We start from the raw sequence: 14,204 nt of genomic DNA on the forward strand, positions 1-14,204 counted from the left end.
ACTCGAGCGGATGACGAGACTCGAACTCGCGACCCTCACCTTGGCAAGGTGATGCGCTACCAACTGCGCTACATCCGCATTTCGCTCGCATTTCTGCGTGCTCAGAGACTCTAACCGAAACTCGACGCGATGACAAAATCGGCGTGTCGCGACCGTGACCGGCGGGTGGCGGAGCGCGTCGTGGTCAACGAGAGCCCTCCGCATCCGCTAGTATCGATTCCTGCAAGACGGGCGATTGGCGCAGTTGGTAGCGCGCTTCCTTCACACGGAAGAGGTCATCAGTTCGAGTCTGGTATCGCCCACCATCTCCTCCGCCGAGACATCCTCCCCCGCGACCTCGCGGATCTCGCCGCCAGTCCGGATCTAACTTCTCTCTACTCAGACACATCAGGGCAGCCTCGTCCGGACGGCGACCGCTGACAGGCGCGGCGAGCTCGTCGGACCTGTCGCCGAAACAGGAGAGGCGGGACGCGACACTCCGAAGAGCGCGCGACCCGCCTTCGCGGTGTCGACGGATCTACTTCGCGCCGAAGTAGACCTTCTCGTCGCTGAACACATACGACACCGACCAGGTGCCCTGCTCGGCACCCTCAGACGGGATCTCGAAGACGACGTTGCCGGAACCGGACGCGCCGCTGAGCAGTTCGTCCACATCGGTGAGCTGACCATCCAAGACGACGAACGTCGGATCGTAGCTCTGGCCCGAGGGAGACACGTAAGAGAACTGGAGCTCGAAGGGACGGCCGCTGCTGTCGCCGAGGTACGTGACCGTCGCCGGGATGATCGCGTACTGGTTTCCGGGTGCGGGGTCGGGATTGAACTGATTGCCCGCCTTCACCTGATCGATGGCGTTCAGGACGGGTGTGCCGACGCTGACGTCCCACACGGGGCCTTCGAACGTGCTGATGGTCACCGTGCTGCCGAATGGCGCGGGGTCCTCCCGCGTGCCGATGGTGGACTGCTCAGAGCTGCCAGACGACCCGGAATCGGATCCTCCCGCAGTGCTCTCGGGCACGGTGATCGAGGGCGGATCGATGGTGACCGCTTCATCGACGGCGTTCACGAAGCCGGCCGTGTAGACGATGGCGAGGACGATGGAGAGGATCAGCGCGATGACGCTGATCGCCGTGCCGATGATCGCGAGGAGCTTGGCACGTCCCTTCAGCACGAGGCCGATGATTCCGAGGACGATGCCGATGAAGGCGAAGAACCCGGAGGCGTAGTTGGCGAACGGGACGAATGCGAACAGCAGCGACAGGCCGCCCACGATCAGCGAGGCGAGGCCGAGCCCGTTGAATCGACTCTGAGGGGCCGGTGGGTACCCGCCCGGCTGCTGGTACTGAGGCTGCTGATACTGAGGCTGCGGCGGGTATCCCGGCTGGGGCGGGTTCGGCTGCCCGGCGGGCGGCTGCTCTGACATGGTGCTCCCCCTCGAGGTGTTGCGTGGGTGGGGGAACCGACAGTCCCCCCGAACTGTGTTCGTGCATTCTCGCACGCAGGAGGCCAGACGGACGATCGGCGCGTCTCGGCTATCGGGCGGCCCCGACGAGTACGGGGATGAAGCGTGTCAAGCCGGCCGTGAGTCCCCCGGCCGGCCATGAGTCCCCACCCTGCCGACCGGGGGTTGCTTCATCTCACCCCTGTCGTGCGCCGGTGGCAACCGCCTCTTCTGACCTGTGGCGATGCGCTAGACCCGCCTGCTGACCGCCGAAAGGTACGCTCAGCGCCATCACGGCCGCACTTACGCCCCGTGTTCGTTCTGGCGGTACCTCTTGACGGCGACGGACGTCGCACACGACGACGCCCGGCCGTTCCGAGGAACGACCGGGCGCAGGTCGGTGCGGCTGGAGGCGCGTCAGCGCTCCTCCTGCTTCAGGGCGAGGCCGATGGCGAAGAAGGTGGGCGCCCAGTGGCCCACGAAGATGCCCCAGCGGTCGGACTGCGCGCGGTCGTCCTTCTTGCCGCGGGAGGCGAGCCAGGCCAGGAGGCTCAGCACGATCGAGGCGAAGCCCGCGATGTAGGCGTGCTTGCTCTGCAGACCGAGGTCGTGGACGAGCTTGATGGGGTCGAACCCGAGGTTCTCGAGGTCCTTCTTCTTCGACATGGGCGTGTTCCTTTCGTCGTCGCTGTCACTCTGCTCCCGTTCGACCGCGGCCACCAGGGGTGCGAAGCTTCCGATGCGCTGAGGATGCACCCCGATACGATCGGGGGGATGCGAGTCCTGCGCGAGTTCTTCGGCGGCGTCGGCGTGCTCGGAAGGGGTCTCGCCCTCTGGGCGAGCGCGCCGCGGCTCATGCTGCTCGGCGCGATCCCGGCGCTGATCGTGGGCCTCGTCTACCTGGCGGGCATCATCGCGCTCATCATCGCCCTGCCGACCCTCACCGAGACGATCACCCCGTTCGCCGACGATTGGGACGCTGGCTGGCGCACGGCGCTCAGACTCGCCGCCGGCGCGGCCCTGGTCGGCCTGGCCGTTCTCGTCGTCGTGTTCACGTACACGGCGATCACGCTGGTGGTCGGCGATCCGTTCTACGAGCGGATCCGCTTCCACGTCGAAGAGCGCGAGAGCGGCGCACCGCCGGAGGAGGCAGCGGGCGGCTTCTGGGGGCAGATGCGCCGGGGTCTGGTCACGACGCTCCGGATGCTGCTGCTCACGGCCGCAGTGGGCCTCCTGCTGTTCGCCGGCGGACTCATCCCGGTGATCGGGCAGACGGTGGTGCCCGTGTTCGCCGCGCTGTTCGGCGGCTGGGTGCTCGCGATCGAGCTCACCGGCTATGCCTTCGACGCCCGCGCCCTCACCCTCCGTGATCGCAGGCGGATGCTGGGGGTGCGCCGAGCGCGCACGCTGGGGTTCGGGGTGACCGTCTACCTGCTGTTCCTGCTCCCCCTGGGAGCGGTGTTCGTGATGCCGGCCGCCGCCGCGGGCGCGACGCTCCTCGCCCGCGAGGCGCTGCTCCCCCGGGCCCCGCGCCCGGACGGCACTACCCCTGTCGGGCCGCCGACTCCTCCGCGTCGAGCATCCTGAGCAGAGCCCGGTTGCGCTCTCCGATGAGCCGCCGCAGGTGGGGTACCAGCACGACCCGTTCCCCGACGCGCCCGAACACGGGCGACTCCAACCGGATGAGATCGGTCATGAGGGTGACGCCCTCGCGCCTCTCGAAGAGGTGCACATGCCGGAACGAGCGGAACGGACCCGCCACCTGCTCGTCGACGAAGCGGTGCGGGCGGTCGAGGGCGGTGATCCGCGAGGTCATGGTCCAGGTCACGCCGAGGTGCCGGGCACGCCAGGTCACCGACTCCCCCAGCGCCATCCGACCCGAGGTGACCCCGCCGATCGTGGTCTCGGAGGTCGCCGCCATCGAGTCGACGTGCGCGCCGACGTCGAGCGAGAGGTCGAACAGAGCCTCGGCGGGGTGACGCGTCCTCGTGCGGACGACGAACGAGCTGGCCATGCTCCGATCCTTCCTGGAATGCCGAAGGGGCGCCATCCTCGCGGATGACGCCCCTCGACTGCCCGTTCCCGTGGGCGAGCGGTGTGGGTCCTACCGGACGGTCTCGACCTCGTAGGCCTCGATCGCGTAGCCCTCCTCGCCGTGGACGACGGTGTCGACACCGGCGACCTCGTCCTCGTTGGTGATCCGGAAGCCCATGGTCTTCTGGATGATCCAGCCGATGATGAAGGCGAGGATGAAGGAGTACGCGAGCACGGCGATCGCGGCGACGAACTGCTTCAGCAGCTGCTCGCCCGAACCGGTGTCGAGGAGGCCGATGCCGGCGCCGAAGATGCCGATGTAGAGCGTTCCCCAGAGGCCGCCGACGAGGTGGATGCCCACGACGTCGAGCGAGTCGTCGAAGCCGAGCTTGAACTTGAGCTCGATCGCGAGGCAGCAGAGGGCACCCGCCGTGACACCGAGGACGATCGCCCAGCCGGGGGTCAGGATGTTACAGGCAGGGGTGATGGCGACCAGACCGGCGACGGCACCCGACGCAGCTCCGATCGAGGTCGGCTTGCCGTCCTTGATCTTCTCGACGATCAGCCAGCCCAGGATCGCGGCGGCCGGAGCGGCGAGGGTGTTGATCCACGCGATCGCGGCGACACCGTCGACGGCGGCCTCGGATCCGGCGTTGAAGCCGAACCAGCCGAACCAGAGCAGGGCGGCGCCGAGCAGGGTCAGCGGCACGTTGTGCGGCTTCTGGATGCCCTTCTGGAATCCGACCCGGCGACCGAGGACGAGAGCCAGAGCGAGACCCGCGGCTCCGGCGTTGATGTGCACCGCGGTGCCACCGGCGAAGTCGTTGACGCCCCAGACCGGAGCCCAGCCCTCAGCGAGGTTGAACACCCAGAAGGCGACCGGGAAGTAGACGATCGTGACCCAGATGCCGGCGAAGACCATCCAGGCGCCGAACTTGGCGCGGTCGGCGATCGCACCGGAGATGAGGGCGACGGTGATGATCGCGAACGTGGCCTGGAAGCCCACGAACGCGAGCGAGGCGAGGTCCGGAGTCATCGCACCCGTGTCGTCGATCCCGAGGAGGCTCGACAGGCCGATGAGGCCGTCGAACGGGTTTCCGAGGAGACCGGGGATGAGCGGGGTGCCGAAGGCGATGCCGTAGCCGTAGAGCACCCAGAGGACCCCCACGAGGCCCATCGCGCCGAAGCTCATCATCATCATCGAGACGACGCTCTTGGCCTTGACCATGCCGCCGTAGAAGAAAGCGACGCCAGGGGTCATGAGCAGCACCAGGGCCGCCGCAACGAGCAACCACAGCGAGTTCAGGTTGCCGGTTACTTCTTCCATATCGAAGGTTTACCTCTCTGTTTCCGTGCCTACGGGTGGTTCATGCTGTGCACGCGGAGAGGTCCGACACGTGACCCCCTGCGCTTGTAACGAGCAGGTCGAGTCTGTCGGTGGGGTGTTTCGCGAGGGCGCTCGGAGTGTGTACGCCGTGTTACGGCGTGAGCGCGAATGTAAACATCGTGTTTCCGCGACCGGGGAATGCCCCCGGAACGCGGGGTACGATCGCGGAGGCCGCGGGGCGGCGGCTCAGAGGGCCGCGGTAGGGCGGCTCAAGCGGCCGCGGAGAGGCGGCTCAGACGGTCGCGGAGGCGATGAGCCGGGACACCGCGCGCAGGTACTTCTTGCGGTATCCCCCGTTCATCATGTCGCCCGCGAAGACCTCGTCGAGCGGGGTGCCCGACGCGAGGATGCGGATCTGCGCGTCGTAGACGCGGTCGACGAACGCGACGAAGCGGAGCGCGTCGGTCTGGTCGGTGAGCGGCACGACCTCGGTCAGCGCGATGACGTCGACCCCGTCGATGAGCCGGATGTAGCGCGACGGGTGGATGGTGCCGAGGTGGCTCACGAGATCCGCGAACGAGTCGACGGCGACCGTCTCGCCGGTCGCGGCGTGCTCGGAGGCGGCGTCGAGCACCGCGGCGGCGTCCGGGAGCGACGCAGCGTGGCCCTCGATGTCGCGGCGGCGGTAGTCGACGCCGTCGATCCGCACGATGTCGAAGCGGTCGGCGATCGCCTGGATCTCGCGGAGGAAGTCGGCGGCGGCGAAGCGCCCCTCGCCGAGCGCGTTCGGGGGCGTGTTCGAGGTGGCTGCGAGGCGGGTGCCCGTGGTGGCGAGCTCGCCGAGCAGGCGCGTCATCAGCATGGTGTCGCCCGGATCGTCGAGCTCGAACTCGTCGATCGCGATGAACGACGCGCCCGTCAGCAGCTGCACCGCCTGGGCGTAGCCGAGGGCGCCGACGAGAGCCGTGTACTCGATGAACGTGCCGAAGTACTTGCGGCCGGGGGCCGCGTGCCAGAGCGCAGCGAGCAGGTGCGTCTTGCCCACGCCGAAGCCTCCGTCGAGGTACACGCCGGGCTTCGTCGCCGGCGCCTTCGGCTTCCGGCGGCCGAACAGTCCGCCGCCGGAGCTCTTCTGCACGCCCCACGACGCGGCGAAGGCCCGCATCTTGTCGAGGGCCTCCTGCTGGGAGGGGTAGTCGGGATCGGGCCGGTAGGTGTCGAACGACGCCTGGTCGAACTGGGGCGGCGGCACGAGGGTCTGGGCGAGCTCGGTCGCCGAGATCGTCGGGGTGCGGTCGACGAGCCGCAGCCCTACCGCCTGTCGCTCGCCAGTCATGTCCGCGCGTTCCGCCTCGTGATCCAGGTGTGGAGTGTGTCGAAGTGCTACCGGCTCGGCATCGGTGCACCGGCAAGGAAATAGGGTGGGATGCGGAGCCAGAACCACCCTAGACCGCCGCGCGTGCGGCTCCGACCACGCGGGCCACAGGAGGTCATCACCATGTCCGTCGCCGCAGATCCGTCACCCGACTTCGCCGGCTACGCGCATCCGGAACGCCTCGTCAGCACCGAATGGCTGCAGGCGCACCTCGATGACCCCGAGGTGGTCGTGGTCGAGTCGGATGAGGACGTGCTGCTCTACGAGACGGGCCACATCCCCGGCGCGGTGAAGATCGACTGGCACACCGACCTCAACGACCCGGTGCTGCGCGACTACATCGACGGTGCCTCCTTCGCCGAGCTCGTCGGCGGCAAGGGCATCTCGCGCGACAGCACCGTCGTGATCTACGGCGACAAGAACAACTGGTGGGCCGCGTACGCGCTGTGGGTGTTCACCCTCTTCGGACATGAGGACGTCCGTCTCCTCGACGGTGGCCGCGACCTGTGGATCTCGCAGGGCCGCCCCATCACCACCGACCGCCCCGAGCGGGTCGCCGTCGAGTACCCGGTGGTGGAGCGCGACGACTCGCGCATCCGCGCCTTCAAGGACGACGTGCTCGCGCACCTCGGCGCGCCCCTCATCGACGTCCGCTCCCCCGAGGAGTACACCGGCGAGCGCACCACCGCCCCCGCGTACCCGGAGGAGGGTGCGCTCCGCGCGGGCCACATCCCGTCGGCGGCGAACGTGCCGTGGGGCAAGGCCGCGGCCGAGGACGGGACCTTCCGGCGCATCGACGAGCTGAACGCGCTCTACCGTGACGGCGCGGGCCTCGTGGGCGACGAGCCGGTGATCGCGTACTGTCGCATCGGCGAGCGGTCGAGCCACACCTGGTTCGTCCTCACCCACCTCGTGGGCCTGCCGGATGTGCGCAACTACGACGGGTCGTGGACCGAGTGGGGCAGCGCGGTGCGCGTCCCGATCGTCACGGGCGCCGAGCCGGGCCAGGTGCCCGCGAAGTAGTGCGATGCTGGAGGGGATGACCGACACAGCGCTGCCCGCCTCGCTCGCCGAGATCCGCGACGACTTCCTCGCCCTGGACGAGCGGTCGCGTCTGGAGATGCTCCTGGAGTTCGCGAACGAGCTGCCCGAGCTCCCGGAGCGCTACCGCGACTCCCCCGACCTCCTCGAGCGGGTGGTGGAGTGCCAGTCGCCGGTGTTCATCTTCGTGGAGGTGGAGGACGGCGTGGTGCATCTGCACGCGACCGCGCCGAAGGAGGCGCCGACCACGCGCGGGTTCGCGTCGATCCTCGTGCAGGGCATCGACGGTCTCGGGGTCGACGAGGTGCTCGCGATCCCCGACGACTTCCCCAACACCATCGGCCTCACGCGCGCGGTGTCGCCGCTGCGCATCCGGGGCATGACGGCGCTGCTCGGCCGCACGAAGCGCCAGCTGCGCGAGCGTCTGGCGAGCGGCGGGTCTCGCTAGAGCCCCTGCGCCGTGAGCCAGGTGCTGATCGCGGTGTTCCAGCGGTCGCGGTCGTAGTTCCAGAGCTTGGTGTGCCCGGCGATCTGGAACGGCACGTACGTCACGGCGTCGGGGCGCGCCTCCGCGAGACGCCGAGACCCGGAGACGGGCACGTAGTCGTCGTCGTCGCTGTGCATCACGAGGAGCGGGAGCGTCACCTCGGCGGCGCGGCGCACGAAGTCGAGCCGCTCCAGGTCGAGCGGCTCGCTCTGTCCCGTGGCGACCGCACCCCAGCCGTGCGAGAGCGTCGCGAACGCCGCGTCGCCGACGAGCTCCGGCACGTGGCGGGCCCTGCCGTGGAAGCGCAGGATGTCCTGCCAGTCGATGGCGGGCGAGTCGAGCACGATCCCCCGGATGCGGTCGCGGTGCTCCGCGCGGCCCATGGCCTGCAGCGAGATCGCCCCGCCCATCGACCAGCCCATGAGCAGGATGTCCTCCGCGCCGTGCGCCACCGCGTACGCGATCGCTGCGTCGAGGTCCTGCCACTCGGTGTCGCCGAGGGCGTACCGGCCGTCGGCGGAGGGCGGCGCCTCGCCGTCGTTGCGGTAGGAGATGTGCAGCGAGCTGTAGCCGTGGTCGCGGAACACCGGGATCGCCCGGATGGTCTCGCCGCGCCGCACGCCGCGCCCGTGGGTCTGGATGACCCACTTCCGCCCGACACCGTCGGGAGAGGGCACGAACCAGGCGGGGGCGGGGCCCACGGGGGTGATCACCTCGACCTCGTCGACCGGCACGCCGAGCTCGCGGGGGTGCGTGTAGAACCAGCCGCTGATCCGGCCCGACCGCGCCCTCGTCAGGTCGCCGTAGTCGACGCCCAGCACGGGGCGCACCACGGCGCCGTCGGCGACGCTCCGCACCTCGCCGACCCGCGCGTGGCCGGAGTCGGCCGAGAACCTCAGGCTGTAGACGCCGGGGAGGATGGAGTCGTTGGTCACCGAGAGGGTCACGGTGCCCTCCGTCTCGTCGTAGCCGAGGATCTCGACGTCGTCCTCGGGGGCCGAGGGGATCACCACTGCGCGGGAGACCAGCGCGGTCACGACGGCGCCGGCCGCGGCGAGCAGTGTGGCCGCCGTCCCGCCGATGAGGGCGGCGATCGCCCATCCCGGCACGTCGGCTCTGTCGCGGCGCGTCGTCATGCTCGTCTCCGACCTGTTCCGGCGGCGAGAGCGGTGTGTCGCCGCGCTCGGCCGCTCGCCCGTGGATCGGCGTGGCTGCGCGATCCGGCCCCGCGAGAACTCTAGTCTGCGTAACGTGCCCGACTCTCCCTTCACCCCCGAGATCCCAGCGATCTTCGCGGCAGCGCTCGATTCACTGCGCCGCGCGGAGACCCGCCAGGAGCTCGTGGTGCACGAGATCCCGGCCCCCGCGAACCTCGCCCCCCACGCGGTCGCCCTGGCGGCCGACGTCTCCCCCACGCGCCACGGCGCCGACTCCGATCTCGGCACCGGCCGCTTCATCCTCCTGCACGACCCGGAGGAACCGGAGGCCTGGGGAGGCCCCTTCCGTGTGGTGTGCTTCGCGCAGGCCCCCCTCGAGACCGAGATCGGGCTCGACCCGTTCCTCGCCGACGTGGCCTGGTCGTGGCTGGTCGATGCGCTCGACGCCCACGGCGCGCAGTACACGTCGGCGTCCGGGACGGCGACGAAGATCCTGTCGACCGGGTTCGGCGAGCTCGCCGACCAGGGTGACGGCGCCCAGATCGAGCTGCGGGCGTCGTGGTCGCCGAGCGATCACGACATCAAGGCTCACGTCGAGGGCTGGGGCGAGCTGCTCTGCATGCTCGCCGGCCTTCCGCCCGCGGTGGAGGGCGTGACCATGCTGCAGGCCAGAAGAGCTCGTCGTGAGTGACGCGGAGACCTTCGAGACGCCCCAGCGCACGGTCATAGCCGACGTCGACGACTTCCACGACGCGGTCGAGGAGCTCGCCCTCGGTCACGGCCCGGTCGCCGTTGACGCCGAGCGGGCGAGCGGGTTCCGATACTCCCAGCGCGCGTACCTGATCCAGGTGTACCGCCGTGGCGCGGGCACCTACCTGTTCGATCCGCCCGCGATCGGCGAGTTCGCTCCGTTGCAGTCGGTCATCGGCGACGCCGAGTGGGTGCTGCACGCGGCCAGTCAAGACCTGCCCTGCCTCCGCGAGGTCGGACTCGATCCGGTCACCGTCTTCGACACCGAGCTCGCCGCCCGTCTGCTCGGCCTGCCGCGCGTGGGGCTCGGCGCCGTCGTCGAGGAGCTCCTGGGCATCCACCTCGCCAAGGAGCATTCCGCGGCCGACTGGTCCACGAGGCCCCTCCCCGCCTCCTGGCTGGAGTACGCCGCGCTCGACGTCGAGCTGCTCCTCGACCTCCGCGACTCTCTCGCCGTGCTGCTGAAGCAGCAGGGCAAGGAGCGGATCGCGGTGGAGGAGTTCGCGGCTGTGGTGGCCAAGGAGGAGAAGCCTCCGCTGGCCGAGCCCTGGCGCCGACTCAGCGGCATCCACTCGCTCCGCCCCGATCGTCACCTCGCCGCCGCCCGCGAGCTGTGGCTCGCCCGCGACGCCCTCGCCCGCGAGCTCGACGTCTCGCCGGGTCGGCTCGTCCCCGACACGTCGCTCATCGCCGCGGCGCGGGCGCTGCCCGAGTCGCGCCGCGACCTCGCCGGCCTCAAGCAGTTCTCCGGGCGGGCCAGCCGCACCGAGCTCGACCGCTGGTGGAACGCCATCGAGCGTGCCCGCACGACCGACGACATCCCCGTGCAGCGACGCTCAGGAGGAGGCGACACCCTCCCCCCGCCGCGCAGCTGGAGCGACCGGAACCCCGAGGCCGACTTCCGCCTCAAGGCCGCTCGTGCCGCGCTCACCGAGATCGCGACCGACCGCGCCATCCCGCTCGAGAACCTGCTGACGCCCGACTTCCTGCGCCGCGTGGCGTGGGAGCCGCCCGTCGAGATCACCCCGGAGTCGGTCGGCGACGCCCTCGCCGAGCTCGGCGCACGACCCTGGCAGATTGAACTGACTGCACAGACGATCGCCCGTGCTTTTGTAGAGGGCCACCAAGAGGCCGCCGAGGGCACCGAGACCGATTCGTAGGTTCGGGCAAAGGAGTTGCCCGGGCCCTGAGCCCTTCTAGGATCGATTCGGATTCGAGCTGACAGGAGGCAGAGTGGCCGAGAGATCTGAGGTCGTCTTCGTCGACGGCGTGCGTACGCCGTTCGGGCGGGCGGGCGAGAAGGGCATGTACTGGCAGACACGAGCGGACGACCTGGTGGTCAAGGCCATCATCGGTCTGCTCGAGCGCAACCCGAACGTGCCGAAGGAGCGCATCGACGACGTGGCCATCGCCGCGACGACGCAGCAGGGCGACCAGGGGCTCACCCTCGGCCGCACGGCGGCGATCCTCGCCGGGCTGCCGAAGTCGGTGCCGGGCTACGCCATCGACCGGATGTGCGCGGGAGCCATGACGAGCGTCACGACCGTCTCCGGCGCCATCGGCTTCGGAGCGTACGACCTGGCCATCGCCGGCGGCGTGGAGCACATGGGGCGGCATCCGATGGGCTTCGGCGCCGACCCGAACCCGCGGTTCCTCGCGGAGCGCCTCGTCGGCGAGGATGCTCTCGTCATGGGCGCGACGGCGGAGCGCATCCACGACCGCTTCCCGCAGCTGACGAAGGAGCGGTCCGACCGCTACGCGATGCGCAGCCAGCAGAAGGCCGCCGCCGCCTACGAGAACGGGAAGATCCAGCCCGACCTGGTCCCCGTGGCGACCCGCAGCGAGAGCGGATGGGGTTTGGCGGTGCGCGACGAGGTCATGCGTCCCGAGACCACGATGGAGGGCCTCGCCGCGCTCCGCACGCCGTTCCGCCCGCACGGCCGCATCACCGCGGGCAACGCAGCGGGCCTCAACGACGGCGCGACCGCGTCGCTCATCGCGAGCGAGGCCACCGCGAAGGAGCTCGGTCTCCCCGTGAAGATGCGCCTGGTCTCCTTCGCCTTCGCCGGTGTCGAGCCCGAGATCATGGGCATCGGACCGGTGCCGTCGACCGAGAAGGCGCTGCGGAAGGCCGGGCTCTCGATCGACGACATCGGGCTGTTCGAGCTCAACGAGGCGTTCGCCGTTCAGGTGCTGTCGCTGCTCGACCACTTCGGCATCGACGACGACGACCCCCGCGTGAACCCGTGGGGCGGCGCGATCGCCTTCGGGCACCCGCTGGCCTCGTCGGGCGTGCGCCTGATGATCCAGCTCGCCCGTCAGTTCGAGGAGCACCCGGAGGTGCGGTACGGACTGACCGCGATGTGCATCGGCCTGGGCCAGGGCGGCTCGGTCATCTGGGAGAACCCCCACTGGAGCAAGAAGGCGGAGCGGAAGGCACGATGACCGACTACAGCACGATCGACTTCTCCTCGCTCGACGCCATGAGCGACGACGAGGTGGTCACCCATTCGTACGTCCGCGACGTGCCGCTCGCCAGCGGGAAGACCCTGGCGCTCGTCACGCTCGACAACGACCGCGACCACACCCGCCCGAACACGCTCGGCCCGCGCACGCTCCTCGAGTACGGTCGCGTGCTCGACGAGCTGAAGGCGCGCGCCGATCGCGGCGAGATCCACGCGGTCGCCGTCACCGGCAAGCCGTTCATCCTCGCCGCGGGAGCCGACCTCAGCAAGGTCGGCTCGCTCGACAGCCGCGAGACGGCGCTCAAGATGGGGCAGCTGGGCCACGCCACGTTCGCCAAGATGAAGGCGACCGGCGTTCCCTCGTTCGCGTTCATCAACGGCCTCGCCCTCGGCGGCGGCGTCGAGGTGGCTCTGGGCGCCGACTACCGGACGATCGACGAGTCGATCCCGGCGCTGGCGTTCCCCGAGGTGTTCCTCGGCATCATCCCGGGCTGGGGCGGCGCGACCCTGCTGCCGAACCTCATCGGCATCGAGAACGCCCTCAAGGTGATCATCGAGAACCCGCTGAAGAACAACCGCACCCTGAAGGGCCGGGAGGCGTTCGACCTCGGCATCGCCGACGCGATCTTCCCGGGCGCGAACTTCCTCGAGGACTCGCTGCGTTGGGCCGACGGGGTCATCTCCGGGACTGTGAAGGTCAAGCGCCCGAACGAGCCCGGCAAGATGGAGCGCCTCGTGAAGTGGGATGCCGCCGTCGGCATCGCACGCAAGATGCTCGAGTCGCGCATCGGCACCGTCGCGAAGGCGCCCTACCGCGCGCTCGACCTGCTCAAGGCGGCCAAGTCGGGCACGCCCGAGGAGGGCTTCGAGCGCGAGGACGAGGCACTCGCCGACCTCATCGCGGGCGACCAGTTCCGCGCGAGCATCTACGCGTTCGACCTCGTGCAGAAGCGCGCGAAGCGACCGGCGGGGACGCCCGACAAGAAGCTCGCCAAGCCCGTCACGAAGGTGGGCATCGTCGGAGCCGGCCTCATGGCCAGCCAGTTCGCGACGCTCTTCGTCCGTCGACTCCGTGTCCCCGTGGTCATCACCGACCTCGACCAGGCCCGTGTCGACAAGGGCCTCGACTACATCCGCGGCGAGATCGCCACGCTGCTGTCGAAGGGCCGGATCTCGCAGGACGAGTCGAACCGCCTCAACGCGCTCATCACGGGGACCACCGACCGCGCCGACTTCGCGGACTGCGACTGGGTCATCGAGGCCGTCTTCGAGGAGCTCGGCGTGAAGCAGGACGTCTTCGCCGACATCGAGAAGTACGTCTCCGAGACGGCCGTGCTCGCGACGAACACCTCGTCGCTGTCGGTCGAGGAGATCGGCGCGAAGCTCAGCCACCCTGAGCGTCTGGTGGGCTTCCACTTCTTCAACCCGGTGGCCGTGATGCCGCTGATCGAGGTCGTGAAGACCCCCCACACCGACGACGCGACGCTCTCGACCGCGATGGTCACTGCGGCGAAGCTCAAGAAGAATGCCGTGATCACGCGCGACACGCCAGGGTTCGTGGTCAACCGCATCCTGGCCAAGGTGCTCGGCGAGGCGATGCACGCCGTCGACACCGGCACACCGTTCGAGGTGATGGACCACGCGCTCGACCCGTTCGGGCTGCCGATGAGCCCGTTCGAGCTGCTCGAGCTCGTGGGGCTCAAGGTGGGCGCGCACGTGCTCGACACGCACTACAAGGCGTTCCCCGACCGATTCTTCGACAGCAGGAACCTGCACGAGCTTGCCGAGCACGGACGCATCTACGAGCGCGACGACAAGGGCAAGATCAAGGGCTTCGACAAGAAGGCCGTGAAGATCGTCTCCGGTGGCACCACCCCGATGACGGCGGAGGAGATCCGCCGTCGAGTCGAGGACGGCCTGGCCGACGAGGTGCACCGGATGCTCGAGGACCACGTCGTCGAGGCGGCCGAGGACATCGACCTCTGCCTCATCCTGGGCGCCGGCTACCCGTTCCAGATGGGTGGGCTCACTCCGTACCTCGACCGTGTGGGCGCCTCCGAGCGCGTCTTCGGCGACACGTTCCACCACCCGCCGATCCTCGGCGTCGACTAGCGAGCGGTCGCATCCGGA

Annotated in this window: 13 protein-coding genes and 2 tRNA genes; 8 read left to right on the top strand and 7 right to left on the bottom strand. The window is 69.5% G+C overall.

Features of this window, described 5'->3' with window-relative positions:
* Positions 1 to 5 precede the first annotated feature (5 nt).
* Positions 6 to 78 (bottom strand) — tRNA-Gly (locus ACFJGV_RS02480).
* 151 nt (positions 79 to 229) lie between these two features.
* On the opposite strand from ACFJGV_RS02480, the gene ACFJGV_RS02485 reads away from it, so the two are divergent.
* Positions 230 to 305: transfer RNA gene (locus ACFJGV_RS02485), tRNA-Val, on the top strand.
* A 212-nt stretch (positions 306 to 517) separates the two neighbouring features.
* On the opposite strand, the gene ACFJGV_RS02490 is transcribed toward ACFJGV_RS02485, so the two are convergent.
* Together ACFJGV_RS02490 and ACFJGV_RS02495 are read right to left on the bottom strand one after the other, a co-directional pair.
* Positions 518 to 1,420, bottom strand: a complete 903-nt coding sequence (locus tag ACFJGV_RS02490; RefSeq protein ID WP_378146578.1) for a DUF4352 domain-containing protein — start codon at positions 1,418 to 1,420, stop codon at positions 518 to 520.
* A gap of 435 nt (positions 1,421 to 1,855) precedes the next feature.
* Positions 1,856 to 2,104 (bottom strand): hypothetical protein, encoded by a 249-nt coding sequence (locus ACFJGV_RS02495; RefSeq protein WP_378146580.1) that lies wholly within the window; start codon positions 2,102 to 2,104, stop codon positions 1,856 to 1,858.
* Positions 2,105 to 2,212: 108 nt separating this feature from the next.
* Between ACFJGV_RS02495 and ACFJGV_RS02500 the strand changes: the two genes are divergently transcribed.
* Positions 2,213 to 3,025 carry an EI24 domain-containing protein gene (locus ACFJGV_RS02500; RefSeq protein WP_378146581.1) on the top strand — a complete coding sequence of 271 codons (813 nt, stop codon included), beginning with the start codon at positions 2,213 to 2,215 and terminating at the stop codon, positions 3,023 to 3,025.
* Here ACFJGV_RS02500 and ACFJGV_RS02505 read toward each other — a convergent pair.
* The 3 genes from ACFJGV_RS02505 to zapE all read right to left on the bottom strand — a co-directional run bounded on the left by ACFJGV_RS02505 (position 2,982) and on the right by zapE (position 6,135).
* A complete protein-coding gene (locus tag ACFJGV_RS02505; RefSeq protein ID WP_378146583.1) occupies positions 2,982 to 3,452 on the bottom strand; it encodes a cyclase in 471 nt (156 codons plus the stop codon). The genes ACFJGV_RS02500 and ACFJGV_RS02505 overlap by 44 nt on opposite strands.
* A 90-nt stretch (positions 3,453 to 3,542) precedes the next feature.
* Positions 3,543 to 4,799: an ammonium transporter gene (locus ACFJGV_RS02510; RefSeq protein ID WP_378146584.1), complete on the bottom strand. Its 1,257-nt coding sequence runs from the start codon at positions 4,797 to 4,799 to the stop codon at positions 3,543 to 3,545.
* Between the two features lie 292 nt (positions 4,800 to 5,091).
* Positions 5,092 to 6,135, bottom strand: a complete 1,044-nt coding sequence (gene zapE, locus ACFJGV_RS02515; protein WP_378146586.1) for a cell division protein ZapE — start codon at positions 6,133 to 6,135, stop codon at positions 5,092 to 5,094.
* Positions 6,136 to 6,297: 162 nt separating this feature from the next.
* On the opposite strand from zapE, the gene ACFJGV_RS02520 reads away from it, so the two are divergent.
* Both ACFJGV_RS02520 and ACFJGV_RS02525 read left to right on the top strand, forming a co-directional pair.
* Positions 6,298 to 7,197 (top strand): sulfurtransferase, encoded by a 900-nt coding sequence (locus tag ACFJGV_RS02520; RefSeq protein ID WP_378146587.1) that lies wholly within the window; start codon positions 6,298 to 6,300, stop codon positions 7,195 to 7,197.
* Between the two features lie 16 nt (positions 7,198 to 7,213).
* Positions 7,214 to 7,663: a SufE family protein gene (locus tag ACFJGV_RS02525; protein WP_378146589.1), complete on the top strand. Its 450-nt coding sequence runs from the start codon at positions 7,214 to 7,216 to the stop codon at positions 7,661 to 7,663.
* Here ACFJGV_RS02525 and ACFJGV_RS02530 read toward each other — a convergent pair.
* Positions 7,660 to 8,838, bottom strand: coding sequence for an alpha/beta hydrolase family protein (locus ACFJGV_RS02530; protein WP_378146591.1), 1,179 nt, complete (start codon positions 8,836 to 8,838; stop codon positions 7,660 to 7,662). The genes ACFJGV_RS02525 and ACFJGV_RS02530 overlap by 4 nt on opposite strands.
* Positions 8,839 to 8,953: 115 nt before the next feature.
* Between ACFJGV_RS02530 and ACFJGV_RS02535 the strand changes: the two genes are divergently transcribed.
* The 4 genes from ACFJGV_RS02535 (at position 8,954) to ACFJGV_RS02550 (ending at position 14,186) form a co-directional block, all read left to right on the top strand.
* Positions 8,954 to 9,550, top strand: a complete 597-nt coding sequence (locus tag ACFJGV_RS02535) for a DUF3000 domain-containing protein (RefSeq protein WP_378146593.1) — start codon at positions 8,954 to 8,956, stop codon at positions 9,548 to 9,550.
* The gene (locus ACFJGV_RS02540) at positions 9,543 to 10,769 is read left to right on the top strand and encodes an HRDC domain-containing protein (protein ID WP_378146594.1); all 1,227 of its coding nucleotides are present in this window, start codon (positions 9,543 to 9,545) and stop codon (positions 10,767 to 10,769) included. The genes ACFJGV_RS02535 and ACFJGV_RS02540 overlap by 8 nt, the downstream gene beginning before the upstream one ends.
* 73 nt (positions 10,770 to 10,842) lie before the next feature.
* Positions 10,843 to 12,054 (top strand): thiolase family protein, encoded by a 1,212-nt coding sequence (locus ACFJGV_RS02545; RefSeq protein ID WP_378146596.1) that lies wholly within the window; start codon positions 10,843 to 10,845, stop codon positions 12,052 to 12,054.
* Positions 12,051 to 14,186 carry a 3-hydroxyacyl-CoA dehydrogenase NAD-binding domain-containing protein gene (locus tag ACFJGV_RS02550; RefSeq protein WP_378146598.1) on the top strand — a complete coding sequence of 712 codons (2,136 nt, stop codon included), beginning with the start codon at positions 12,051 to 12,053 and terminating at the stop codon, positions 14,184 to 14,186. The genes ACFJGV_RS02545 and ACFJGV_RS02550 overlap by 4 nt, the downstream gene beginning before the upstream one ends.
* Positions 14,187 to 14,204 lie beyond the last annotated feature (18 nt).

It is taken from the genome of Cnuibacter sp. UC19_7 (genome assembly GCF_042699995.1).
GTDB lineage: Bacteria > Actinomycetota > Actinomycetes > Actinomycetales > Microbacteriaceae > Cnuibacter.

Bases quoted from the DNA above. Each gene is read 5' to 3' on its own strand.
- ACFJGV_RS02490 (WP_378146578.1), bottom strand. From the start codon at position 1,420: ATGTCAGAGCAGCCGCCCGCCGGGCAGCCGAACCCGCCCCAGCCGGGA.
- ACFJGV_RS02495 (WP_378146580.1), bottom strand. From the start codon at position 2,104: ATGTCGAAGAAGAAGGACCTCGAGAACCTCGGGTTCGACCCCATCAAG.
- ACFJGV_RS02500 (WP_378146581.1), top strand. From the start codon at position 2,213: ATGCGAGTCCTGCGCGAGTTCTTCGGCGGCGTCGGCGTGCTCGGAAGG.
- ACFJGV_RS02505 (WP_378146583.1), bottom strand. From the start codon at position 3,452: ATGGCCAGCTCGTTCGTCGTCCGCACGAGGACGCGTCACCCCGCCGAG.
- ACFJGV_RS02510 (WP_378146584.1), bottom strand. From the start codon at position 4,799: ATGGAAGAAGTAACCGGCAACCTGAACTCGCTGTGGTTGCTCGTTGCG.
- zapE (WP_378146586.1), bottom strand. From the start codon at position 6,135: ATGACTGGCGAGCGACAGGCGGTAGGGCTGCGGCTCGTCGACCGCACC.
- ACFJGV_RS02520 (WP_378146587.1), top strand. From the start codon at position 6,298: ATGTCCGTCGCCGCAGATCCGTCACCCGACTTCGCCGGCTACGCGCAT.
- ACFJGV_RS02525 (WP_378146589.1), top strand. From the start codon at position 7,214: ATGACCGACACAGCGCTGCCCGCCTCGCTCGCCGAGATCCGCGACGAC.
- ACFJGV_RS02530 (WP_378146591.1), bottom strand. From the start codon at position 8,838: ATGACGACGCGCCGCGACAGAGCCGACGTGCCGGGATGGGCGATCGCC.
- ACFJGV_RS02550 (WP_378146598.1), top strand. From the start codon at position 12,051: ATGACCGACTACAGCACGATCGACTTCTCCTCGCTCGACGCCATGAGC.